This window comes from Ruegeria sp. CDSA077 (assembly GCF_059612265.1).
This window is the reverse complement of record NZ_JBXWQG010000001.1, coordinates 400718-422170: the sequence shown is the minus strand read 5'-3', so window position 1 is coordinate 422170 and position 21453 is coordinate 400718. Positions and strand designations below refer to the sequence as shown.

21 protein-coding genes are annotated in these 21453 nt (G+C 56.7%); 9 read left to right on the top strand and 12 right to left on the bottom strand.

Features of this window, described 5'->3' with window-relative positions; genetic code table 11:
• Positions 1–35 precede the first annotated feature (35 nt).
• Both AC2FLE_RS02150 and AC2FLE_RS02145 read left to right on the top strand, forming a co-directional pair.
• Positions 36–1169: a polysaccharide biosynthesis/export family protein gene (locus AC2FLE_RS02150; protein ID WP_496694975.1), complete on the top strand. Its 1134-nt coding sequence runs from the start codon at positions 36–38 to the stop codon at positions 1167–1169.
• Positions 1169–3175: a capsule polysaccharide biogenesis protein gene (locus tag AC2FLE_RS02145; protein ID WP_496696074.1), complete on the top strand. Its 2007-nt coding sequence runs from the start codon at positions 1169–1171 to the stop codon at positions 3173–3175. The genes AC2FLE_RS02150 and AC2FLE_RS02145 overlap by 1 nt, the downstream gene beginning before the upstream one ends.
• Here the strand turns inward: AC2FLE_RS02145 and ribD are convergent.
• The 6 genes from ribD to AC2FLE_RS02115 form a co-directional block, all read right to left on the bottom strand.
• On the bottom strand, positions 3172–4272 hold the full coding sequence (gene ribD, locus AC2FLE_RS02140) for a bifunctional diaminohydroxyphosphoribosylaminopyrimidine deaminase/5-amino-6-(5-phosphoribosylamino)uracil reductase RibD (protein ID WP_496694973.1): 1101 nt from the start codon (positions 4270–4272) through the stop codon (positions 3172–3174). The genes AC2FLE_RS02145 and ribD overlap by 4 nt on opposite strands.
• Positions 4269–4739, bottom strand: coding sequence for a transcriptional regulator NrdR (gene nrdR / locus AC2FLE_RS02135; RefSeq protein ID WP_142634651.1), 471 nt, complete (start codon positions 4737–4739; stop codon positions 4269–4271). The genes ribD and nrdR overlap by 4 nt, the downstream gene beginning before the upstream one ends.
• Positions 4740–4860: 121 nt before the next feature.
• Positions 4861–5274 (bottom strand): secondary thiamine-phosphate synthase enzyme YjbQ, encoded by a 414-nt coding sequence (locus tag AC2FLE_RS02130; RefSeq protein ID WP_496694971.1) that lies wholly within the window; start codon positions 5272–5274, stop codon positions 4861–4863.
• 19 nt (positions 5275–5293) lie between these two features.
• Entirely contained in the window at positions 5294–5692 is a 399-nt protein-coding gene (locus AC2FLE_RS02125; RefSeq protein ID WP_142634653.1) for a hypothetical protein, read from the bottom strand.
• A 78-nt stretch (positions 5693–5770) separates the two neighbouring features.
• Positions 5771–6274 (bottom strand): DUF4166 domain-containing protein, encoded by a 504-nt coding sequence (locus AC2FLE_RS02120; protein WP_496688205.1) that lies wholly within the window; start codon positions 6272–6274, stop codon positions 5771–5773.
• A gap of 41 nt (positions 6275–6315) precedes the next feature.
• A complete protein-coding gene (locus AC2FLE_RS02115; RefSeq protein WP_496694969.1) occupies positions 6316–6780 on the bottom strand; it encodes a thiol-disulfide oxidoreductase DCC family protein in 465 nt (154 codons plus the stop codon).
• 275 nt (positions 6781–7055) lie between these two features.
• Between AC2FLE_RS02115 and AC2FLE_RS02110 the strand changes: the two genes are divergently transcribed.
• A complete protein-coding gene (locus AC2FLE_RS02110; RefSeq protein WP_496694967.1) occupies positions 7056–8063 on the top strand; it encodes a helix-turn-helix domain-containing protein in 1008 nt (335 codons plus the stop codon).
• Between the two features lie 193 nt (positions 8064–8256).
• Here AC2FLE_RS02110 and rpoD read toward each other — a convergent pair whose 3' ends face one another.
• The 4 genes from rpoD to AC2FLE_RS02090 form a co-directional block, all read right to left on the bottom strand.
• Positions 8257–10245 carry an RNA polymerase sigma factor RpoD gene (gene rpoD, locus AC2FLE_RS02105; RefSeq protein WP_142634659.1) on the bottom strand — a complete coding sequence of 663 codons (1989 nt, stop codon included), beginning with the start codon at positions 10243–10245 and terminating at the stop codon, positions 8257–8259.
• A gap of 114 nt (positions 10246–10359) precedes the next feature.
• Complete coding sequence (gene dnaG, locus AC2FLE_RS02100) at positions 10360–12309, bottom strand: DNA primase (RefSeq protein ID WP_496694965.1); 1950 nt, start codon at positions 12307–12309, stop codon at positions 10360–10362.
• 80 nt (positions 12310–12389) lie between these two features.
• Positions 12390–12686, bottom strand: a complete 297-nt coding sequence (locus AC2FLE_RS02095) for a hypothetical protein (protein ID WP_142634663.1) — start codon at positions 12684–12686, stop codon at positions 12390–12392.
• Positions 12687–12831: 145 nt separating this feature from the next.
• The gene (locus AC2FLE_RS02090; protein WP_142634665.1) at positions 12832–14262 is read right to left on the bottom strand and encodes a Glu/Leu/Phe/Val family dehydrogenase; all 1431 of its coding nucleotides are present in this window, start codon (positions 14260–14262) and stop codon (positions 12832–12834) included.
• A 326-nt stretch (positions 14263–14588) separates the two neighbouring features.
• Here AC2FLE_RS02090 and AC2FLE_RS02085 point away from each other — a divergent pair, with 326 nt between their 5' ends.
• Genes AC2FLE_RS02085 through AC2FLE_RS02075 form a run of 3 tightly spaced genes read left to right on the top strand, consistent with a single transcriptional unit; the run spans position 14589 to position 17423 of the window.
• The gene (locus AC2FLE_RS02085; RefSeq protein ID WP_496694964.1) at positions 14589–16208 is read left to right on the top strand and encodes a TadE/TadG family type IV pilus assembly protein; all 1620 of its coding nucleotides are present in this window, start codon (positions 14589–14591) and stop codon (positions 16206–16208) included.
• Positions 16205–16738, top strand: a complete 534-nt coding sequence (locus AC2FLE_RS02080; RefSeq protein WP_496694962.1) for a TadE/TadG family type IV pilus assembly protein — start codon at positions 16205–16207, stop codon at positions 16736–16738. Before AC2FLE_RS02085 ends, AC2FLE_RS02080 begins: the two co-directional genes overlap by 4 nt.
• A 4-nt stretch (positions 16739–16742) precedes the next feature.
• Positions 16743–17423, top strand: coding sequence for a TadE/TadG family type IV pilus assembly protein (locus tag AC2FLE_RS02075; protein ID WP_496687444.1), 681 nt, complete (start codon positions 16743–16745; stop codon positions 17421–17423).
• 71 nt (positions 17424–17494) lie between these two features.
• On the opposite strand, the gene AC2FLE_RS02070 is transcribed toward AC2FLE_RS02075, so the two are convergent.
• On the bottom strand, positions 17495–17965 hold the full coding sequence (locus tag AC2FLE_RS02070; protein ID WP_281972336.1) for a hypothetical protein: 471 nt from the start codon (positions 17963–17965) through the stop codon (positions 17495–17497).
• A 159-nt stretch (positions 17966–18124) separates the two neighbouring features.
• On the opposite strand from AC2FLE_RS02070, the gene AC2FLE_RS02065 reads away from it, so the two are divergent.
• Positions 18125–19036 carry a pirin family protein gene (locus AC2FLE_RS02065; RefSeq protein WP_496694960.1) on the top strand — a complete coding sequence of 304 codons (912 nt, stop codon included), beginning with the start codon at positions 18125–18127 and terminating at the stop codon, positions 19034–19036.
• 7 nt (positions 19037–19043) lie between these two features.
• Here the strand turns inward: AC2FLE_RS02065 and AC2FLE_RS02060 are convergent, their stop codons facing one another.
• Positions 19044–19631, bottom strand: coding sequence for a TetR/AcrR family transcriptional regulator (locus tag AC2FLE_RS02060; protein ID WP_496694958.1), 588 nt, complete (start codon positions 19629–19631; stop codon positions 19044–19046).
• Positions 19632–19731: 100 nt separating this feature from the next.
• Here AC2FLE_RS02060 and AC2FLE_RS02055 point away from each other — a divergent pair, with 100 nt between their 5' ends.
• Positions 19732–19980 (top strand): hypothetical protein, encoded by a 249-nt coding sequence (locus tag AC2FLE_RS02055; RefSeq protein ID WP_142634680.1) that lies wholly within the window; start codon positions 19732–19734, stop codon positions 19978–19980.
• 124 nt (positions 19981–20104) lie between these two features.
• Positions 20105–21391, top strand: coding sequence for a homoserine dehydrogenase (locus AC2FLE_RS02050; protein ID WP_142634682.1), 1287 nt, complete (start codon positions 20105–20107; stop codon positions 21389–21391).
• Positions 21392–21453: the final 62 nt, after the last annotated feature.

The window sequence follows — 21453 nt, the reverse complement described above, 5'->3', positions numbered from 1 at the left end:
AAGACCAAAACCAAGACGTTCGAGGATATTCGGCAGTGCAGCGCTTTCCAATCCGATGGGGACGGGGTGTAACCCTTGTGGCCGCTCTTGGCCTGCTGGCCGCGTGCCAACTACCTAAAACCGGCCCAAACAAATCCGAAATCCTTGCCGGTTCGACCACGAAAGGTGGAAACGCCTATGTCGTTGAGGTTGACGATCGGGTGGCGCAGGTCACGTCCGCAGTGCCTCAATACGGGTTCTCGCAAACCTTCCGTAGCGCTCAGAACCTGACCGCCGACACGGTTCGTCCGGGTGATGTACTGGGCCTGACAGTCTGGGAAAACGTGGATGACGGGCTGTTATCCGGAGAGACCGGTGCCTCAACATCCCTGGAAGAGGTACAGGTCGACAGCGAGGGCTTCATCTTTGTTCCCTATGCCGGGCGCCTGCGCGCAGCCGGAAATACGCCGGAACAGCTTCGCATGTTGATCACGGAAAAGCTCCAGGACCAGACCCCTGATCCTCAGGTCGAAGTGCGCCGTATCGCCGGGGACGGATCAACCGTTTCGCTGTCGGGCACCCTGTCCGCGCCCGGGATCTATCCGATCGAACGACCAACCCGCACACTGGCCGGAATGCTGACACGGGCTGGCGGCGTGATCGAAGGGTCCGATATAGCCTTGGTGACACTGATCCGAGGCAATCAAAAAGGGACGGTCTGGTACAATGACTTGTTCCGCAACCCGGAATTTGACGTTGCCCTGCGGGGTGGCGACCGCATTCTAGTCGAAGCCGACAACCGGTCCTATGTCGCCTTGGGGGCGACGGGCGGTCAGTCGCGCGTGGCATTCGACAGTCAGGATCTGTCCGCGCTGGAAGCGCTGGCACAGGTTGGTGGCTTGCAGCCCCTGTCTTCGGACCCGACCGGCATTTTCGTTCTACGAAAGGAACGACAGGACATTGTCCGGTCAGTCATGGGAAAACCGGACCTGCAGGGAGAGCAGCGCATGATCTACGTGCTGAACCTGACAGCACCCAATGGCCTTTTCATCGCCCGCGACTTTGTCATCCGCGATGATGACACAATTTACGTCACCGAAGCACCTTATGCGCAATGGAGCAAATCCATCTCGTTGATCGCCGGTGGCCTGACCCCGCTTGCCAATGTCACGACCCTGACAGGCGGATGATGCCCTCCGTTCCACAAGGAACGCATGCCAAGGCCGAACGCAGTCGTCTTTTGGTCTATAATGGCGGATTTCTGACAGCCGCGCGCGTGCGGAGAATTCTGTCACTGACCGGATATGATATCGGCATCGGCACGCCCAAAGGGTCGGATCTGGTGGGTATCTGGGGCAATAGCCCGACGGCACATCGTGGACTGCGTATAGCGACCAAATACAATGCTCCGATCTTGCGCGTAGAGGATGCATTCCTGCGATCTCTGCACTCAGGACGCAGTGGCGAGGCGCCGCTGGGTCTGCTGCTTGATCGCAGCGGTGTGCATTTTGATCCAACACAGCCTTCGGATCTGGAAACACTTCTTGCGACCGACCCGTTGGATAATACGGCCCTGCTGAACCGGGCACGTGGCGGGATGGCGCGGCTGCGCGAACTGCATCTGAGTAAGTATTCCGCCTATGATCCCGCGACCCCTGCGCCGGACCCAGGGTATGTCCTGGTTGTCGATCAAGCACGCGACGATGCTTCTGTAAGGGCAAGCGGCGGCGATGAGGCCCGGTTCCGCGAGATGCTGGTTATGGCGCAAGAGGAGAACCCCGGCGCGACCGTTTTGATCAAAACCCACCCCGACACGATCGCAGGGCACCGGCCCGGATATTACTCTGCCGATGATCTGACCGACCGCGTATCCTTTCAGCACAGCGCCATCAGCCCCTGGACCTTGTTAGAGGGCGCTGTGGGCGTCTACACCCTGTCCTCGCAACTTGGGTTCGAGGCCATATTGGCCGGTCACAAACCCCGCGTCTTCGGCCAACCGTTTTACGCCGGATGGGGTCTTACCCAAGACGAAGCCCATTTCCCAAGACGCCAACGAAACCTGACGCGCGCGCAACTCTTCGCCGCCACCATGGTTCTTTATCCCAAGTGGTACGATCCCTATCGGGATCAGCTGTGCGAATTCGAATCCGTGCTGGACACGCTTGAAGGTCTGACCCGCGCCTGGCGACAAGATCACAAGGGCTGGACGGCATCCGGGATGCGGCTTTGGAAACGCAGGCACCTGCAGCACATGTTTGGGCGCGAGAAAAAGGTAAAATTCACGCCTGACGTTCCCGAAATCCCAGATCGTCCCCACATGGTTTGGGCGCGGCACGGCCGTGATATGGAAAACGTCACACGGGTCGAGGATGGCTTCGTTCGGTCCCGTGGGTTGGGGGCCAGCCTTGTGCCGCCTCTGTCGCTGTCGCTGGATGACCTTGGGATCTATTACGACCCGACCAAGCCCAGCAGGCTGGAAGAGATGATCGCCAAGCGTGAAACCCTGCGGCCGGATCAGGAATTGCGGGCCGAGCGGTTGGTGACACAGATCATCGCCGGAGCGGTCAGCAAATATAACACCGGCGGCCCAGTTCCGGACTTGCCAAAAGGTCACCGCATTCTGGTGCCCGGACAGGTCGAGGACGATGCCTCGATCCTGTTTGGAACCAGCACCGTTCGCACCAACACTGAACTTCTGCGCACCGCCCGCGAGATGAACCCGACCGCCGTTCTGATCTATAAACCGCATCCCGATGTCGAAGCTGGCCTGCGTGAAGGTGAGGCCGAAGCTGAAGGGCTGGCAGACCTGATCGTCACGTACACCGATCCCGCCGCATTGTTGGGTGAGGTTCAGGAGGTCTGGACCATGACCTCTCTGCTAGGGTTCGAGGCGCTGATGCGCGGATTGCCGGTCACAACGCTGGGCGCACCCTTTTATGCTGGTTGGGGTTTGACGCAGGATTTGGGGTCCGTCCCCGCCCGTCGTGGTGCACGGCCCTCCCTGCTGGGATTGATTCATGCCGCACTGATCGATTACCCGAGGTATCTGGACCCTGTCACCGGCATGCCCTGCCCTCCGGAAGTGGTATTGGAAAGGCTGACAGACGGCTACCAGAGCCGATCGGGTCATGGCCTTAGACTGCTCTCGAAACTACAGGGCGTTTTCGCAACACAGGCGCATCTCTGGCGCCGTTAGCGCAATGCCCGTGCCCAGCGATGCATCACGTCCTGACCGATGATGCGGGTCTCCAGCAGTTCAAACCGTGGGGCCTCATCCAGACGATCCATACCAAGCGCCCCGATGGCAGGCAAACCTTCGGCACCAATCGCAAGCCCGGCACTGAAGCCGATCAACTCATCAACCAGTTCATCCACCAAAAGCGACGCAGCCAGGGACGATCCGCCCTCGCAAAAGACGCGGGTCAAACCCTCCTGCCCCAACTGCTGCAACAGGTCAGCGGCGTCAATGTGATGATCGCGTAACGCGCAGGGGATAAGCCTTGCGCCCAGTCCTTCCCACGCTTTTGCACGTTCGGCATCCGGTGACGGACCATGGCACAACCACACCGGAATTTTCGAGGCGGTGCGTGCCAGTTGACCCATCAACGGGATATCCAGATGGCGCGAAACGACGACGCGCACAGGCTGACGTTCAATCCCAAGATCCCGAACTGTCAGAGAGGGGTCGTCTACACGCGCTGTACCCGCCCCAACCATGACGGCATCATGCGTTGCCCGCATGGCATGAACAGCCCGCCGCGAGGTCTGACCCGTAATCCACTGACTATGGCCGCTTTCGGTCGCAATGCGCCCGTCAAAACTGCTGGCCAGTTTAAGCGTGACAAATGGCCGGCCCTGTTCGGTTTTTAAGAAGAAACCGGCGTGGTCGCGGGCCGCCTGATCGGCAAGGATACCGGTTGTCACGTCAATCCCAGCGTCGCGCAGCATGGCAAAGCCCTGCCCGGCAACACGCGGATCACTGTCTTCGATGGCTGAAACAACACGCGCCACACCGGTCTCAATCAAGGCCTGAGCGCAAGGCGGGGTCTGTCCGTGATGGGCGCAGGGTTCAAGCGAGACATAAGCAGTCGCGCCACGCGCCTGCGATCCTGCCTGTCTTAACGCTTCGGTTTCTGCATGTGGCCGACCACCAGGTTGCGTCCAACCACGCCCAACAATCCGCCCGTCCTGTACGAGTACGCAGCCAACGGATGGGTTGGGCCAGCACGTCCCCTGTCCGCGCCGCCCCAAGGCAAGGGCCAGCGCCATATATCGCTTATCTGTTTCGCTCACTCGTCCGTCGAAGGCTGCGGCGGGCGCAGTTCGTGGACAAACTCCTCGAAATCATCGGCCGCCTGGAAATTCTTATATACGCTTGCAAACCGAACATAGGCAACGGTGTCGATCCGCGCCAGAGCTTCCATAACAATTTCACCGATCTTGCTGGACGGAATGTCGGTATCGCCCATGCTTTCCAGCCGCCGCACAATACCCGAGATCATCTGATCAATGCGTTCCGGATCAATCGGGCGTTTCTGCATCGAGATCCGGATCGAACGTTCCAGCTTGTCTCGATCGAAATCTTCGCGCTTTCCATTGGTTTTGATCACAACCAGATCGCGCAACTGAACGCGTTCATAGGTGGTGAACCGGCCGCCGCAGGCCGGGCAGAAACGGCGCCTGCGGATCGCGACATGATCCTCTGCCGGGCGTGAATCTTTGACCTGAGTGTCGATATTTCCGCAAAACGGGCAGCGCATCCGCCGTCTCCTCGTCTCTTGTTCCGCCTCTTTTAGTAAGCGCTGTGGCCCACTTATCCACAACTATAGGGCAGCCTCTAGGATTTGGGTAGTCGGAAATTTTTACCGCTAAATAAAGGGGTCACGCGAAATGCGCAGCGACGCGTCGGTTGTGTGATTGGGTCCGGTGTTCAAACAGATAAACGCCCTGCCACGTCCCCAGCTTGGGCACCCCTGCGGCGACAGGAATGCCCAAGGACACAGGCAGCAACGCAGCTTTAATATGTGCAGGCATGTCGTCAGGCCCCTCATAGGTGTGCCTTAAATACGCCATCGACGGATCATCCGCCGGTGGCACTAGACGTTCGAAAAAGGCCTGCAAATCCGTCCGCACCTCGGGGTCCGCATTTTCCTGAATGGCCAGAGAACACGAGGTATGGCGCACAAACAGGGTCAACAATCCGTCGCGACCGCTTGGGGCAAGCCAGTCTCGTATACCCGAGGTGAACTCATACAGCCCCGGCCCCTGCGTTGAAATTATAAACTCGGTCTGCAAAACGCGGGTCTTACCTTCTTTAATCAAAAATTGGCTGCCGGAAACACAGGCCATTCGCGTTCTGGACGGACCTGCTCTGCCCCGGCTGGAAACCAATGGAAACAAAGCTTGTGCTCTGCTCGACATTTGCTGGAGGGGTCAACGAGAATTGGACCGCCGTGCGGCGACCGGTGGCTTCGCTTGGGCCATATCCACGCACAACATAGATATTCTGCTGCCACCCTGCCCCCAAGCTGCGACGAGCAAAATCTGCAGCAGCGCACCAATAGCCATCCACATCCCTACGCGCGCGCGGGATCACCTCAAACACTTTGTCGTTTACTGCAACAGTCTGAAAACCGTTTGGTGCTGCTGTCACCGCCCCCGGTTCAAACAACGTGGCGGCGGCCAGAACCGCAGATGTGATCACTTTTTTCATAATGCTACTCTCTCATGTTTCTTGGTAAATATTAAAGTAGATTGCAGGCGGCCATGGCAAAGCCACCTCACGTTCAATTCAGGCATTGTTCCTATTTACGTGAACCGGCATCAGCCAGCCCCGATATCGGATCAGTTGACCCAACATCGGCATTTCTGCCGAAACATCGAACCGAAACCGGCCTTGATCATCCTGCCATTCCACCGTCGCCGAACGCGGTAAAAGAAAGTTTGGGCATGGCACCCCCAATAGAGTGAGGCGCAGGATGTTCAAATGCAGCTTTTGACCTCGAACCTGTGGGCGCATCCAGATGGTCAGCCCTCCGATCCTCTCTTTCACGCACCGCCTGTCTGCGTCGTAGACCAGATGAGACAGCGTCTCATGCCCGCCAAAATCCCTGAACCATTCCCATTCCTGGCCAGTGAGTTTGGTTCGAATGCGGACCGTCTGAGTATCTGCAGCGGGGGGAAACCCACCCAACCACAATGACAAAGAGGTCAACCACCCGGTTCCTCTTTGGATGCTGCATAGTCCTGTAAACTCTGCCGTTTCACTGTGGAATTTTCGAACCGCATCCGGCACCTCAGAATTGGCTGGAAGGGCCTGCAGAAATGGGTCCGGCCTCACGCATACCCTCCGGGGAAGAACCGCGCTTTCATGGATGAATCCGGAACCAGGCACGTTTCGAACCGTCCAAAGAATGCAAATCGGTGGCGCGCGATGAAATGATAAAGCGGATCCTTCAAAAACCGCGGAAGAAATCGACAGGCCGACAGAACAGGCCACAAAGCGGGTAAGCTGCGCATTGCAGCAGCAAAAGCATCCAAGCGCTGAAGCACAACACCGTCAACGATCACAAGATTGGTTTCAAACTCGTCGGTGGACAGGCCGAGTTGCCGGTAAAGGCTTTGTCCTATGGGGGACTGGGCAATTACAAACTTGAACCGCTTCTTTGTGTCAGCCCACAGCATGAACCTGAAAAACCGAGAACACAGCACGCATTCTCCATCAAAAACGATGAGGTTCTGCTCGGTTCCCACATCTGAGATCGCCCAGTCTTGCATTGGATACCAGATCAATTTCGCCACAACCGGACCGTGCCATTGAAGGGTAAAATCCGCAATGCGACACGTAGGTTTTCAGATGAAACGTGCCGGGGAGCCACCGATCGCTAGTCTGAGACGACCGGAGCTCTACCCTCATCCCCATAAGGTGCTGACCCGACAACACGGGGTAACTATGCCTTTGCGCTGCTATATCCTTGCTGAAAAGTGCCAGAAACTTGTGAAAACCTGCCAGATGGGTTTGCCTGCACTCCTGCAAACTGGGTTCAAATTTTTCGCGAAAGCATTAAGAATTGGATATGGAACTTGATATTGCCAGAATTCAACACTTGACCCGAACGGTAGATGAGCGTTCGGGCGGCCCAGAGTTGGCAGACCAGCTTTTGGAACGCAGCGGTCTAAGCCGAGCGGCAATCGCTCCCCCCACTACAGTCTACAGTGCGCAAACTGAGGCGATGTTCATCAGATATGCCTGCGACGCTATGCGCGACATAACTTTTGCCGCCTATGCGGGTTCAAAAGTCAGTTCGGCCTCTAGCATTACAGCCTATATCAGCAAGTACTCTCGTGACCTCCGACAGGTGTTTGAAAACACAACCCGCTTCTCTCGCATCATAGATCCCACAATCACCTTCAGTCTGCGCCATGCCGGGAATTTTGTGTCCTTCGAGGCGGACTGGGAAGACGCAAGTTTTGCCCGGTATCACAGACGCACAGAGTTTTTGATGTTTGGGACACTGGCGCGAATGCGGAACCTGACGCAGTCAGACTTCCACCCCATAGCAATTCGCTTTCAACACGAGGTTGGAGAGAAAAGAAACCTATTTCAAAAGCTTGCAGGGTTTTCGGTAGAGTTTGGAGCAGAAAACCTAGAGATTGTTCTGTCGCCTTCATCTCTGGATCTTCCCGTGCCCACATATGACCCGATGCTTCGAGAGCATCTGATTGAGTACGGGGAACGCGTTCTGGCAGAACGGGCTTCGCCTAAACAAAAATTGCGGGCGCAGGTCGAGGGTCTGATTACACGTTCGATGCCGGGGAATTTTCCGCAAGCCGATGACATAGCAGCCAATCTCGGCATGAGCCCGCGAACATTTGCGCGTCGGCTAAAGGATGAAGGGTCAAGCTATCGAGAGATCGCAGACGATCTGCGCTGTGATCTGGCCCAAACTTTCATCACCAACGGTATGCAGCTATCTGAAATTGCATTCTCACTTGGCTACGCAGACCAACCCGCCTTTTCCACCGCTTTCAAACGGTGGACGGGTCGCGCGCCCAGCGCTTTCCGCAGCCGCCTGGACTCGTGATCGTAACTTTGAGGTAGCCGGGGGTCGTCAGCCTTGCAGCCTCGCCCCGGCCCGTCCCATGAGTGGACATTGCGGATATAGGAAGACGCGCAGCGGGCTTCTTGTGAGTTCTCGCCAAATTGATGTTTCTACAAGCCACCGTGAACAGTGGTTTCAAACGAAAAAGGCGCCTCGGTCGAGGCGCCTTTCTGGGTTACTGATCCAGGAACGACCGCAACTTTCGCGACCTGCTGGGGTGTTTCAGTTTTCGCAGCGCCTTCGCCTCGATCTGACGGATACGTTCGCGGGTCACGCTGAACTGTTGGCCGACCTCTTCCAGAGTGTGGTCGGTGTTCATACCGATGCCAAACCGCATCCGCAGAACCCGTTCTTCCCGCGGGGTAAGTGAGGCCAGAACACGCGTGGTCGTTTCCTTGAGGTTTTCCTGAATAGCACTGTCCAACGGCAGCACAGCATTCTTGTCCTCGATGAAATCGCCAAGCTGGCTGTCTTCTTCGTCGCCAATCGGCGTTTCCAGGCTGATCGGTTCCTTGGCGATCTTCATCACCTTGCGGACCTTCTCCAGCGGCATCTGCAGCTTTTCGGCCAGTTCTTCCGGCGTCGGCTCGCGGCCGATTTCATGCAGCATCTGACGTCCGGTCCGAACCAACTTGTTGATCGTCTCGATCATATGGACCGGGATACGGATCGTGCGTGCCTGATCCGCGATGGACCGGGTGATCGCCTGACGGATCCACCAGGTGGCGTAGGTCGAGAACTTATACCCGCGGCGGTATTCGAACTTGTCTACGGCCTTCATCAGGCCAATGTTACCTTCCTGAATAAGATCAAGGAATTGCAGACCACGGTTCGTGTATTTTTTGGCGATCGAGATCACCAGACGCAGGTTGGCTTCGACCATTTCTTTCTTGGCCTGGCGCGCCTCTTTCTCGCCTTTCTGGACCTGCTGTACGATGCGGCGGAATTCGCTGATGTCCAGGCCAACATATTGCCCGACCTGAGCCATATCGTTGCGCAGTTCCTCGACCTTGGAGGTCGAGCGTTCGATGAACATCTGCCAGCCCCGGCCCGGCTTTTCAGCCATCTCAGCCAGCCAGTTCGGGTCCAGTTCACGCCCACGATAGGCGTCAACAAATTCGCGACGGTTGATGCGGGCCTGATCCGCCAGCTTCACCATCGAGCTGTCCAGCGACATGATCCGACGATTGATGCCATAGAGCTGGTCGATCAAAGCATCGATCCGGTTGTTGTGCAGATGAAGGCCGTTCACCAGCTCGACAATCTCGGCGCGCAGCTTCTGATAGGTCGCTTCGTCCGTGTCGCTGAATGTGCCGTCTTCGTTCAGGGTTGCCGAAATCCGGCTGTCCTGCATTTCGCTCAGCATCGCAAAATCAGTCGAAATACGCTCGAGCGTCGTCAGAACCTGATCTTTCAGAGCAGCTTCCATAGCAGCCAGCGACATGTTCGCCTGCTCGTCTTCGTCATCGTCATCATCGGTCGCAATCGGGTTGCCATCGGCATCCAGCTCGGGGCCTTCTTCCTTGGCGGGCTTTGCGGCCTGCACGGTCGAAGTGTCGACGACCGGCTCTTCGACATCGCCGTCTTCGTCCATCTGATTGCCGAAAGTGGCCTCCAGATCAATGACGTCGCGCAGCAGAATGTCTTCGGACAGCAATTCATCATGCCAGATCGTAATCGCCTGGAAGGTCAGCGGGCTTTCACAAAGCCCCAGGATCATCGTATTACGACCAGCCTCGATCCGCTTGGCGATAGCAATCTCGCCCTCACGGCTGAGCAGTTCGACCGAACCCATTTCGCGCAGATACATGCGCACCGGGTCATCGGTACGATCAAGCTTTTCGGCGGCGGCACCGGCCAGCGTGACCTCACGGTTGCTTTCCGTTGTGATCAGGTCGGTCGAGCCTTTATTCTCTTCCTCTTCCGCCTCTTCATCTTCGATGATGTTGATCCCCATCTCGGACAGCATCGACATAACGTCTTCGATCTGTTCCGAGCTGACCTGATCAGGCGGCAGGACCTGATTGAGCTGGTCGTAGGTGATGTAGCCTTTCTCACGAGCCTCGGCGATCATCTTCTTGACCTGAGTCTGGCTCATGTCCAGCGAGATTTCCTGTTCCTGCTCGTCGGATTTGCTGTCTTCGTTTGTATCCTTGGCGGCCATTCAATGCTCCTGCAGGGATGGGTGATTCGATTGAACCGAATCATTAGCGCGTTGAAGTGATTCGGCCACCCGTTTACCTGTTTTTCTTTTCCAGTGCCTTACGAAAACACCACATTACCGGCGTTTTCGCTCGAAATTGATACCTGACATGATTGCCTTAAACGCATCCTTCTCGTCGCGGTTGATTCGCGCACCATTGTCAGCGATGTCGAAAACGGCCCTGTCTTCATTCTGGCTTCGGCTTGTTCTGTTGCGCTCTTCGGCAGCTTGCGCCAAGCGATAGGTCAACGCTTCATCGTCCAGATCAGACAGCTCCTCTGCGGCTTCGGCAATCTCTGCGTCCAGACCCCTGAGAGCTTTGATTTTGGCGAGTTCCTCAGCCAATGTCATTTCGGCCTTTTCAACGTCGCCCGGTTTATTCACGCAGGGGATCACTGCGACATGGCGAAGGGCCAGCAAGTTTTCAAGGGCGTGATGTCCCAAAGTTTCCGCAATATGTTGTTTGAGGTTCTCAGGATCATCTATCGCGTGCCGCAGAATGGCATCGCGCAGGCCCGCGTGATCTTGGTCACGGCACTCCATTTCTTCCAGTTGGTGCTCAAACTGCACCACGACTTGGGGGTTCAATGCGGCGATGGCCAAAATGGCGGCTTCGCGCATCTGGATATCGGCATTGTCGGATGATGCCAGGAATGACGCCCGCGCGCCCGGTGTGGCCGGTTGCGGCTGGGGCTTCCATTTCCCGCGTGTTTGCCAGGTGCGGTTTTGTGGCTGCCTTTGAGGGCGAAACAGCTGCCAGCGCAGGTCTTTGATCTCTTGCCCGTAATGCGACCGGATCGACGAGTCACGGATCAGCTTGATCTTGTCGCGCAAGACCTTGTCCAAAGCTGCTTTGCGTTCGGGGCTGTCGAACACCTTGCCTTCGGTTTCGCGCTGCCAGAGCAGCCTGACCATCGGCATTGCCCCTTCCAACACCGCCTGCACGGCTGCCGGTCCTTCCGCCCGCAATAGGTCGTCAGGGTCTTTGCCCTCGGGCATCAGCGCAAAGCGCAAGGACTTTCCTGCCTCAAGCAGCGGCAGGGCCAGATCGACCGCCCGCATCGCAGCACGCAAACCCGCCGTGTCGCCATCCAGCGCAATGATCGGCTCGTCCGAGATACGCCACAGCAGTTGCAACTGATGCTCGGTGATTGCGGTGCCCAATGGGGCCACCGATGCGCCAAAACCGGCCTCGGCAAGCGCGATCACATCCATATATCCTTCGGCCACGATCAATGGCCGCCCTTTGCCGGCAGCCTGCCGCGCGGGGCCTTGGTTATAGAGGCTGCGCCCCTTGTCGAACAGTTCGGTTTCGGGCGAGTTCAGATATTTCGCATTGTCATTGGGGTCCATCGCTCGGCCACCGAACGCAATGCAACGCCCGCGCGGATCCCGGATCGGATACATGATCCGGTTCCGAAACGTGTCATAGGGCTTTTTACCTTTGTTCGAGGGTTTGGCCAGACCCGCACCAAGGATCAGATCTTCGGCCACGTTCTTGCCGCGTAGATGATCCCAAAGCGCCTGCCAACCGTCGGGAGCAAAGCCGATTTCCCACCGATCCAGCGCCTGCTCTTTCAAGCCGCGCCGCGCCAGATAATCGCGCGCCTCGCCACCTGCCCCTGTTTTCAGCTGCAACCGAAAGAACTGCACCGCCTGTTCCATCACCTCGGCCAGTTGCGTGCGACGATCCTGTTTCTCTTGCGCCTTGGGGTCACGTTCTGGCATCGGCATTCCGGCTTCACGCGCGAGAATTTCGACCGCTTCGATGAACGAGACATTCTCGGTCTCTTTCACGAAGCTGATCGCATCCCCTTTGGCATGGCAGCCAAAGCAGTAATAGAATCCTTTTTGGTCATCGACGTGGAACGATGCTGTCTTCTCGTGATGGAACGGGCACGGAGCCCACATGTCGCCCTTGCCCTGATTGGACTTGCGCGCGTCCCACATGACTTTGCGCCCGACGACCTGAGACAAGCTCAGCCGGGTGCGCAACTCATCCAGAAAACCGGGTGGTAATGACATGGGTTAAACCTGACAGAAACGGCAACGCGCGCCAAGGGGAAGGCGCGCGTTTGTCCGCAAAGAAATCGCAAGGTTTTGGATTACTGCTGCAGGCACAGCTCCATCCACGTGGCGCCGAGATCCTTTTTGCGCACATCGCGCATCTTCTGCTCATAGACCCAAGGGGTGATCAGCGGGATCGCGGCATTATAGTTCGCGGGCCAGGTCGGACCTGTATCGGCCACGGCTTGCGGCACGTCGCGCTCTTTCACGCGGTCAAGTCGCGCCTGCTGGATCGCCGCCACGACATCCGCCTGATGCTGGCAGCTTTGTTCTTTTGTTTCCTGAGCAGCCAGAGGTGTGGCCAGTAAAATAGCCGCAACGGCAATACGCAACATGGTGGTCTCCGGGATTCGTTCTCGTCGCTGAAGTCTACTGCCGGGCGCGGATGCGCGCCATCGTCGAATTGCATCTTGCGCAGCCCTGTTGCGCCTTGGTCCTGCGGGCGATGGATCAGATGCCAACCGCCCGCAGAGAGTATTGTCAAAGCCCCTTAGCGCGGTAGCTTTTCGAGACACGGTCAATGGCCACGATGTAGGCCGCGGTCCTCAGATCCTCGACATCGTCGCGACTGTGCCAGACTTCACGCATCGACTGGTAAGCAATCCGCATGGTGTCATCGAGCCCCGAACGAACCAGCTCAAGCTCATCCGCACCTTTCAGGTATTTCGCCTTGAAGTTCGGAGACATGGACCAGGCATCGCCCAGATAGCGGTCCAGCCGTTCCAGTTCACTGACGATCAGCTCGTGCCGCGACTCTTCCTGGCGACGCTGCATGCGGCCAAACCGGATATGGCTTAGGTTCTTAACCCATTCGAAATACGAAACGGTCACACCGCCAGCATTTGCGTACATATCAGGAATGATCACGACGCCCCTATCTCGCAGAACTTCGTCTGCACCAGCTGTCACTGGGCCGTTTGCAGCTTCGATGATCAACGGGGCCTTGATGCGATCGGCATTATCAAGGTTGATCACACCTTCCAGCGCCGCCGGGATCAGGATGTCGCACTCTTCTTCTAGCACGGCCCCTCCCTCGGCGGAATGGGTGGCGTCGGGATAATCGCTGACGCCGCCATGCTTGACAATCCATTGGCGAACCGACTCGACGTCAATCCCGTCCGGATTATACAGCGCTCCGTCCCATTCAATGATGCCCACGATACGAGAGCCGTCTTCCTCGCTCAGGAACTTGGCAGCGTGGTAGCCCACATTTCCCAGACCCTGAACAATAATGCGCTTGCCGTCCAACTTGCCCGACAGCCCTGCCTTTTGAATGTCCTCAGGATGGCGGAAAAACTCGCGCAGCGCATATTGAATGCCGCGGCCCGTGGCCTCGACCCGTCCGGCAATACCGCCAGCATTCAGCGGCTTGCCTGTCACGCAGGCGCGCGCGTTGATGTCAGTTGTATTCATCCGGGCGTATTGGTCCGCCATCCACGCCATTTCACGCTCACCCGTCCCCATATCCGGGGCTGGCACGTTCTGTGACGGGTTGATCAGGTCGCGCTTGGCCAACTCATAGGCGAACCGGCGGGTGATCTGTTCAAGCTCATGCTCTTCGTATTGGCGTGGGTCGATACACAACCCACCCTTTGATCCGCCAAACGGCGTTTCGACCAGAGCACATTTATAGGTCATCAGCGCCGCAAGCGCTTCGACTTCGTCCTGGTTGACCGCCAAGGCAAAGCGGATACCGCCTTTCACCGGCTCCATATGCTCGGAATGCACCGATCGATATCCGGTGAATGTGTGTATGTCACCGCGCAGCCGGACGCCGAAGCGTACAGTGTAGGTGGCGTTGCAGACCCTTATCTTTTCTTCAAGGCCCGGAGGCAGATCCATCAGGGACGCTGCCCTGTTAAACATTAGATCTACACTCTCTCGAAAGCTGGGTTCTTTTGTGGCCGTCATTTAAACCTCCGTGCCGGCGAACGACTTGCGTTCTGACGTTTTGTCGCACCCCTTTGCTAAACGATCAATGTTTAAGCAGAAATAAAATCTCAAGTTACGGGGAAATATTCGAACTCTGGCTGAGTCGCCAAACCCAGACATTATCCGCCGAATTGTTCACGCATCGAATACAGCCCCGCGCAACGGTCCGGAATTATCCCTCAATTTCCCTCAAACCAGCCAAAACTGGGCCCTTTTCGCCCAATTCCCGCCACGTTTCGCAGTTAATTTCCATACGTTAACTTTTCCTTAGCAGCTTTGGATGTCTGCTCAGCGAGGTCTGCAAGATGAAAATGCCCAAGTTTCTACGCGAAAGCAAAAGCGGCGCTAAATCCGCGCTAAGCGCGCGCCGGTTCGCAAAAAGCGAAGACGGTACATTCACAATCTTTGTATTGTTGGGTTTCCTGGTGATCTTCGCTTCGACCGGAGCTGGCGTTGACCTAATGAATTTTGAGCGCGACCGCGCCAATCTGCAATCGACATTGGACCGCGCCGTTCTTGCGGCCGCTGACCTTGATCAGAAAAAGCCCGCACGCGAAATTGTCGATGCCTATTTCGAGAAGGCTGGGCTGGGCGGCAAAATCACTTCTGTCGTGGTAGAAGAAGGCTTTGGATCACGTAAAGTATCAGCCACCGCCGAGGCGACCATCAAAACTCACTTTATGCATTTCTCTGGCGTCAACAGCTTGACCGCTAACGCGGCCAGCACGGCTGTCGAAAGCATTGGTGCTGTTGAAATCTCGCTGGTTCTCGACATCTCAGGCTCAATGAACAACTATTCGAGTTCTGGCGGGAAGAGCAAAATTGCCCTTCTGCAGGATGCGGCCACTGAATTTGTCACGCTGATGCTGGATTCAGATGATCCGAACCGCACGGGCATTTCGATCTCGATCGTGCCTTACGCGACTCAGGTCAACGCGGGTGAACCCATCCTGAGCAAATTCACCAACGTTACAGCAGAGCACAACTACTCTCATTGTGTGAACTTTATCCCGGAACAGTATAGCGACGCGGACCTAGAGCGTGATGACACGCTGGAACGCACCGCGCATTTTGACCCCTTCACCTATTCCGAAGGCTCGATCAGAACACCGGTTTGCCCTGTCCGCGATGGCAGTGCGATTACGCCTGTTACCGATAATCTGGAGGCATTGACCAAACAGATCAAGGCGTTGACTGCAACCGGGAACACCTCGATAGATGTCGGCATGAAATGGGGCGTGGCCTTCCTGGACCCAAGCGTTCGTGGCATTGTGAGCGACCTGGCTGACGACAACATCGTTCCAAATCACTTCCGGACCCGCCCGTCAGACTATAACTCGGACATCTTGAAAATTGTAATCGTAATGACCGACGGTCAGAACACGGACCAGTATATGCTGAACCCGTCCCTTCGGGAGGGCTTGTCGGATGTCTGGTACAATGCTGAGGCCTCCGAATACACAGTCTACCATTCGCAGGGTCGGCCTAACTTTTTCTGGCCACAGCAGAACACATGGGCGGACCATCCGTTCGGCAATCCTGATCCAGAGACACCAGCCAACGAAGAATTGGGTACGGCTGTTCGCCTGACCTATCCAGAACTCTTCAACCGTGTGTCTTTGGCCTGGAATGCAAGATATAACTATTACTGGCAGTCAAGTGCATGGGCCGAGTGGTACTCGAAAGCGTATGCCAAAGTTGAAACTTCGGCCAAGAACCAGCGCACCAAGCATATCTGTGACGCAGCCAAAGATGAGGGCGTCATTGTCTATGGCATCGCCTTCGAAGCACCCAGAGCCGGGTACAAAACCATCAAGGACTGCGCCAGCTCGGACAGCCATGTATACAATGTGAACGGTCTGGACCTGGAAGACGCATTTGCTTCTATCGCGTCGTCGATCAGAAAACTGCGGTTGACCCAATGATCGGAGCCCTTGTTTCAAAGCTGCGAAGCCTGAGACGCAGGGAAGATGGGGCGGTCACCGTCGAGTTTGTGATCATCTTCCCGGCATTCATGTTCTTCATCCTGAGTGCGTTGGAGTATTCTGTGGTCACTTTGCAGCAGGCGATGTTAGAGCGGGCTGTGGACCAAACAGTTCGCGACATTCGCCTCGGCACGGGCACCAACCCAACGCATGATCAGATCAAAGATACGATCTGTGATCGCGTCGTAGTGATCAAACGCTGTACCACCAACTTGCAGCTGGAGATGCTGCAACAAAGCGCGTTTGTCGGGTTGGACCTTCCCCCTGTTCCGGATTGCACTGACAATTCTGAAGAAGTGAACCCAGTTCGCGCTTTCGAAAATGGCCTTTCGAACGAGTTGATGATCCTTCGGGCCTGCGCAAAGGTCGATCCGATTTTCCCTACATCGGCGATGGGGCGTATTTTGTCGGATGATTCAGGCCAGATCGAACTTACCGCGACGACTGCCTTCGTACAGGAGCCTCTGTAAGCCTATGTTTTTCATTTCAAAGCTCCGGAATCTTCTGAAATCCAAGACGAAAGACGAGAGTGGGGTACTCACGGTTGAGGCTTTGCTTGTCTTTCCGATGCTGGTTTGGACGATCACAGGCGCTTTCACGTATTTCGACGGCTTCCGCCAAAGCGCATCTAACCTGAAAGCGGCGTATACTGTTGGCGATTTGATCTCTCGCGAAACCGGCACGATCACGGACACTTATATCACCTCATTGCATTCGCTGCTGGTGGCGATGGTCAACAACCGATCACAGATGAATCTGCGCGTGTCGCTGGTTGTGTTCGACGAACAGGATGATCGTCATTACGTCAGATGGTCAACCGCGCGCGGTTACGACAGCATCTGGACCGACGACAATATCGACCGCATGCGTGATAACCTGCCGCCTATGCCGAACCAGGACACACTGATCATTGTTGAAACGGCGAATGCTTACATTCCGGTCTTTGACTCGATCTATGGGGTAGATTTCCTCAAAGGCGAACATGTCTTTGAAAATTTCGTCTTTACACGCCCACGCTTTACCAATGAGGTTGCGGCAAATGTGTCGGGCGTTGTTGAAATTGAGGAAAATCCCGACGGGTCTGGCGAGATCGGTGAAATCGAGGACCCTGGCACAGGGGATTCCGGTGCGAGTGCGGAAAGCGCAACGAACTAGGACAGGGTGGGTTGGCATCTTAGTGCCTTCCACCCCGCCTTCGAATAACGAGGTGGCGCTGAAGGTCTGACCTAGCCGCGTTCCGCCACCATCACAGACAAAATCTCGGACATGAATTTGGTTTCGGCGGCGGATGTCATGCCGCCGATGCCAACGCGGCGTCCCAAGCGCCACCACAGCCCCGGCGCCCATCTATTTGCACCTGATTGCCGGGTTGTTACCAGAAAGCCATTCGACGGCTTGAAGGCAAACGCGCCTCTTTCGACGGTTTCAATGTCTTCTATTGCGGCGATCGGCTGCCCTGCCCCGGTTCTGAGTTCGGTCTCAGTCAGCTCGATCCAATCCGAGGTTGCCTGCCACATGCGATAGGCCAGCCAGAAGGACGCCGCGCCTACCACAAACAGGAATGCCTGCCAGGATGGCTCCGGCGGCGCGGCAAGCGCGACGAAAACAACCAGAAAGCCCACGGTCGACAACATTCCGACACCCATCCACCGCCTGGGTGATGAGGCTTTGACCACGGCCAGAACTTCTTGTTGCATTTGCTGCTCTCCCACTTTGCAGTTGGGTTTAGCCACTTTCCCAGCCAAACAACAGAGGCGAACGCACCTGCTGAATTTCGCACAGGTTGCGTGTTTCAGCGCAAATTGACCCGCCATGGCAGTGCGGTACATCTTCCCCATAGCAACAGGAGCGCAGCAATGTCCCTCAGACCGACTTTGGAAACCCGAAAGGCCATACCGACAATGGAGGGTGCAGGCGTTAAACTGCACCGCGCCTTCGGCTTTCAGGATCCGTCAGAACTGGATCCTTTTTTGCTGTTCGACGACTTTCGCAATGAACGCCCGCAGGACTATCAGGCTGGATTTCCATGGCATCCGCATCGCGGGATCGAGACGATCACCTATGTCCTGTCCGGCTCGGTTGACCATTCGGATTCACTTGGCAATAACGGAACACTTGGCGCGGGTGATGTGCAGTGGATGACGGCAGGGTCCGGAATCCTGCATCAGGAAATGCCCAAGGGAAGCCAAACCGGCCAAATGCACGGGTTTCAGCTGTGGGGCAATCTACCCGCGGCCCAAAAGATGACAACACCGCGATATCAGGACGTGCCGCGTAAAGAGATCCCTGAAATCATGGACGATGACGGAACCGTTGTCCGCGTGATCGTGGGGACGTTTTGGGGCAAGACAGGCCCAGTCGACGGCATCGCCGCCGACCCTCAGTATCTGGACATCCAAATTCCGGCAGGTGTGAAGAAGACCTTCCCCATAGACACCTACCGTCGCGCATTTGCATATGTATTCGAAGGCGCGGGCGCCTTTGCTGATTCCTCGCGGCCTGCGGGGGTCCTTTTGGAAAAAGAAGTTGGCGGCCAAGAGGTGAACATTCGTGACATGTCGGGAGACCGAACACTGGTTCGCTTTGGGAGTGGTGACGAAGTGACCGTTCAGGCAGGTCCGGAAGGTGTCCGGTTCCTGCTGATTTCCGGCGCACCGATCAATGAGCCGGTCGCGTGGCACGGCCCCATCGTCATGAACACCCGGACCGAGCTGGAACAGGCTTTTCGCGAATTGCGCAACGGGACGTTTATTCGGCCGGCACATTGACTGCCCCTTAAGCAGTCATCGCCTTTCGGACCATGTCCCAATAGACGGCTTCAACCTCGTCCAGCGAAAGCCGCCCACCGGCGCGATACCACGTCATGACGCCGTTCAGCATGGCGATGACCGCCAATGTCGCAATCTTCGTATCCGCGACCGCAAAGATACCCGCCCGCTGACCTTCGCGCAAAATGGCCTCAAGCCCGTCTTCATACTTGCGGCGCAGATCCTCTATTTCGGCGAAGTTTTCGGGCGTGAGGTTCCGAAGTTCCATATAGGCGATGAATACCTCGTCAGGGCGCTGCAGGTGGAACCGGATGTGAAATCCGACAAACCGACGCAAAGCATCCTGCGGATCGCCAGTTTGCATTTGCTCGCCATAGGCGGACAACAAATCCTGCATATGGTCGCGCATCAAACGGAACAGAAGGCTCTGCTTATCCGGGGTGTAATTGTACAATGCCCCGGCCTGCACCCCAACCTCGCCCGCAATTTTCCGCATGGAAACAGCAGCATACCCATGGCGCGCGAAAAGCCGAAGCGCTGCCTGCCGGATACGCGGGCCGGTAATGTCCGAGTGTGAGCCTTGTGTACGTGCCATGTATCCACCATATCTGAACGGATGTTCAGATAGAAGCCCGCTTGAAACGACCGGACAAAAAGTGCATCACGGATGCCAGTTGCCACAATAAGGTTTCATCATGAAGCCCCTTCTTCTTCTGCCCCTAGTTTTGCTCTGCCTGGGATGCACCAATTTTCCCGAGCTGAAAGACCGCGAAGGGCCAAATGTGCAATCGGCCCCCTACCCCAAATTAACCCCACTGGCAGATGTTTTCGCTGTGCCTGTTGACCCGCTGTACGAAGCGGCAGAGGTCGAAAGTGAACTGACCGACCGCAGCAAGGCGTTGAAGAAAAAGGCAACGGCATTGCAAAACGCTCAGACCAATTAATCCTCAGGTTTTCTGCCGCCCGGCATGGGTGTCGCGGATTGCGCCTCGGCGCCGAACCCGCTAAGGCAGCGGGAACGGGGAAACACCCCAGTTTAGGATATTCGAGCGGAAAGGAACCCACAGGATGACACAGGCGCTGCGGCTTGGAATTGCGGGCTTGGGAACTGTTGGTGTGGGTGTCGTCAGGATCGTGCGCCGCCATGCCGACCTGCTGCAGGCACGAACGGGTCGTCCCATCCAGATCACAGCGGTTTCCGCGCGTGACGCTGGCAAGGATCGCGGTGTGAACCTGTCGGATTATGCTTGGGAAACTGACCCTGTCGCATTGGCGCAGCGCGACGATATTGATGTTTTTGTTGAACTGATGGGCGGGGAAAACGGACCTGCCAAAGCCTCGGTCGAAGCGGCGCTAGCCAGTGGTAAGGATGTCGTCACCGCCAACAAGGCCCTGTTGGCCATTCACGGTCAGGAACTGGCCGAAATGGCCGAAGCCGCGGGCCGTGTGATCCGCTTCGAAGCGGCCGTGGCTGGCGGCATTCCAGTGATCAAATCCCTGACCGAAGGACTTGCGGGTAACGAAATCACCCGCGTCATGGGGGTGATGAATGGCACATGCAACTATATCCTGACCCGGATGCAATCGCAGCGGCAGGGATATAACGCCCTGTTCGACGAATGCGCGCAGCTGGGTTACCTTGAAGCCGATCCAAATCTGGATGTGGGCGGGATAGACGCCGCCCATAAACTGGCGCTGCTTGCCTCAATCGCATTCGGCACCAAACCGAATTTCGACGGGATCGAGATCGAAGGCATTCAGCAGATCAGTCTGGATGACATCGACCAGGCCCATGACATGGGATACCGGATCAAACTGTTGGGCGTGGCTCAGCGCACGGCACGGGGGCTTGAACAGCGGATGCAGCCGTGTCTGGTGCCCAGTGACTCGCCCCTGGGCCAGCTTGAAGGCGGCACCAATATGGTGGTGATCGAAGGCGACGCGGTCGAGCAGGTTGTTCTGCGTGGCCCCGGAGCTGGCGAAGGGCCAACGGCCAGCGCGGTGATGGGCGATGTCTGCGATCTGGCACGTGGGCTTCAGATTCCGACCTTCGGCCGCCCTGCCAGTTCGTTGCAGGACGCAGTGCCAGCGCTGACTGGTCGCCCTGCCCCCTATTATTTGCGTCTGGGTCTGCTGGACAAACCCGGCGCCTTGGCCAAAGTTGCGGCCATCCTGGGCGATGCCGGGGTCTCGATTGATCGCATGCGCCAATACGCCCATGCGGAAAGCACCGCGCCGGTTCTGATAGTTACCCACAAAACCACCCGTGCCACGCTGGATGTCGCCTTGCTGGGCCTGCACGAGACCGATGTTGTTTCGGGCACACCGGTTGCTTTGCGGATTGAAGAGGTTTGACCCTTGCGGCCTGCACGATACGCAGGCTATGCCGGACAAGACGCCGATACTGACCTGAGGAT

What these genes read in the sequence shown, in the direction of transcription:
- AC2FLE_RS02085 (WP_496694964.1), top strand. Translation starts at nt 14,589, where the DNA reads ATGAAAATGCCCAAGTTTCTACGCGAAAGCAAAAGCGGCGCTAAATCC.
- AC2FLE_RS02090 (WP_142634665.1), bottom strand. Translation starts at nt 14,262, where the DNA reads ATGACGGCCACAAAAGAACCCAGCTTTCGAGAGAGTGTAGATCTAATG.
- nrdR (WP_142634651.1), bottom strand. Translation starts at nt 4,739, where the DNA reads ATGCGCTGCCCGTTTTGCGGAAATATCGACACTCAGGTCAAAGATTCA.
- AC2FLE_RS02060 (WP_496694958.1), bottom strand. Translation starts at nt 19,631, where the DNA reads ATGGCACGTACACAAGGCTCACACTCGGACATTACCGGCCCGCGTATC.
- AC2FLE_RS02050 (WP_142634682.1), top strand. Translation starts at nt 20,105, where the DNA reads ATGACACAGGCGCTGCGGCTTGGAATTGCGGGCTTGGGAACTGTTGGT.
- AC2FLE_RS02075 (WP_496687444.1), top strand. Translation starts at nt 16,743, where the DNA reads ATGTTTTTCATTTCAAAGCTCCGGAATCTTCTGAAATCCAAGACGAAA.
- AC2FLE_RS02110 (WP_496694967.1), top strand. Translation starts at nt 7,056, where the DNA reads ATGGAACTTGATATTGCCAGAATTCAACACTTGACCCGAACGGTAGAT.
- AC2FLE_RS02145 (WP_496696074.1), top strand. Translation starts at nt 1,169, where the DNA reads ATGCCCTCCGTTCCACAAGGAACGCATGCCAAGGCCGAACGCAGTCGT.
- dnaG (WP_496694965.1), bottom strand. Translation starts at nt 12,309, where the DNA reads ATGTCATTACCACCCGGTTTTCTGGATGAGTTGCGCACCCGGCTGAGC.
- rpoD (WP_142634659.1), bottom strand. Translation starts at nt 10,245, where the DNA reads ATGGCCGCCAAGGATACAAACGAAGACAGCAAATCCGACGAGCAGGAA.
- AC2FLE_RS02095 (WP_142634663.1), bottom strand. Translation starts at nt 12,686, where the DNA reads ATGTTGCGTATTGCCGTTGCGGCTATTTTACTGGCCACACCTCTGGCT.
- AC2FLE_RS02065 (WP_496694960.1), top strand. Translation starts at nt 18,125, where the DNA reads ATGTCCCTCAGACCGACTTTGGAAACCCGAAAGGCCATACCGACAATG.
- AC2FLE_RS02125 (WP_142634653.1), bottom strand. Translation starts at nt 5,692, where the DNA reads ATGAAAAAAGTGATCACATCTGCGGTTCTGGCCGCCGCCACGTTGTTT.
- AC2FLE_RS02070 (WP_281972336.1), bottom strand. Translation starts at nt 17,965, where the DNA reads ATGCAACAAGAAGTTCTGGCCGTGGTCAAAGCCTCATCACCCAGGCGG.
- AC2FLE_RS02080 (WP_496694962.1), top strand. Translation starts at nt 16,205, where the DNA reads ATGATCGGAGCCCTTGTTTCAAAGCTGCGAAGCCTGAGACGCAGGGAA.
- AC2FLE_RS02055 (WP_142634680.1), top strand. Translation starts at nt 19,732, where the DNA reads ATGAAGCCCCTTCTTCTTCTGCCCCTAGTTTTGCTCTGCCTGGGATGC.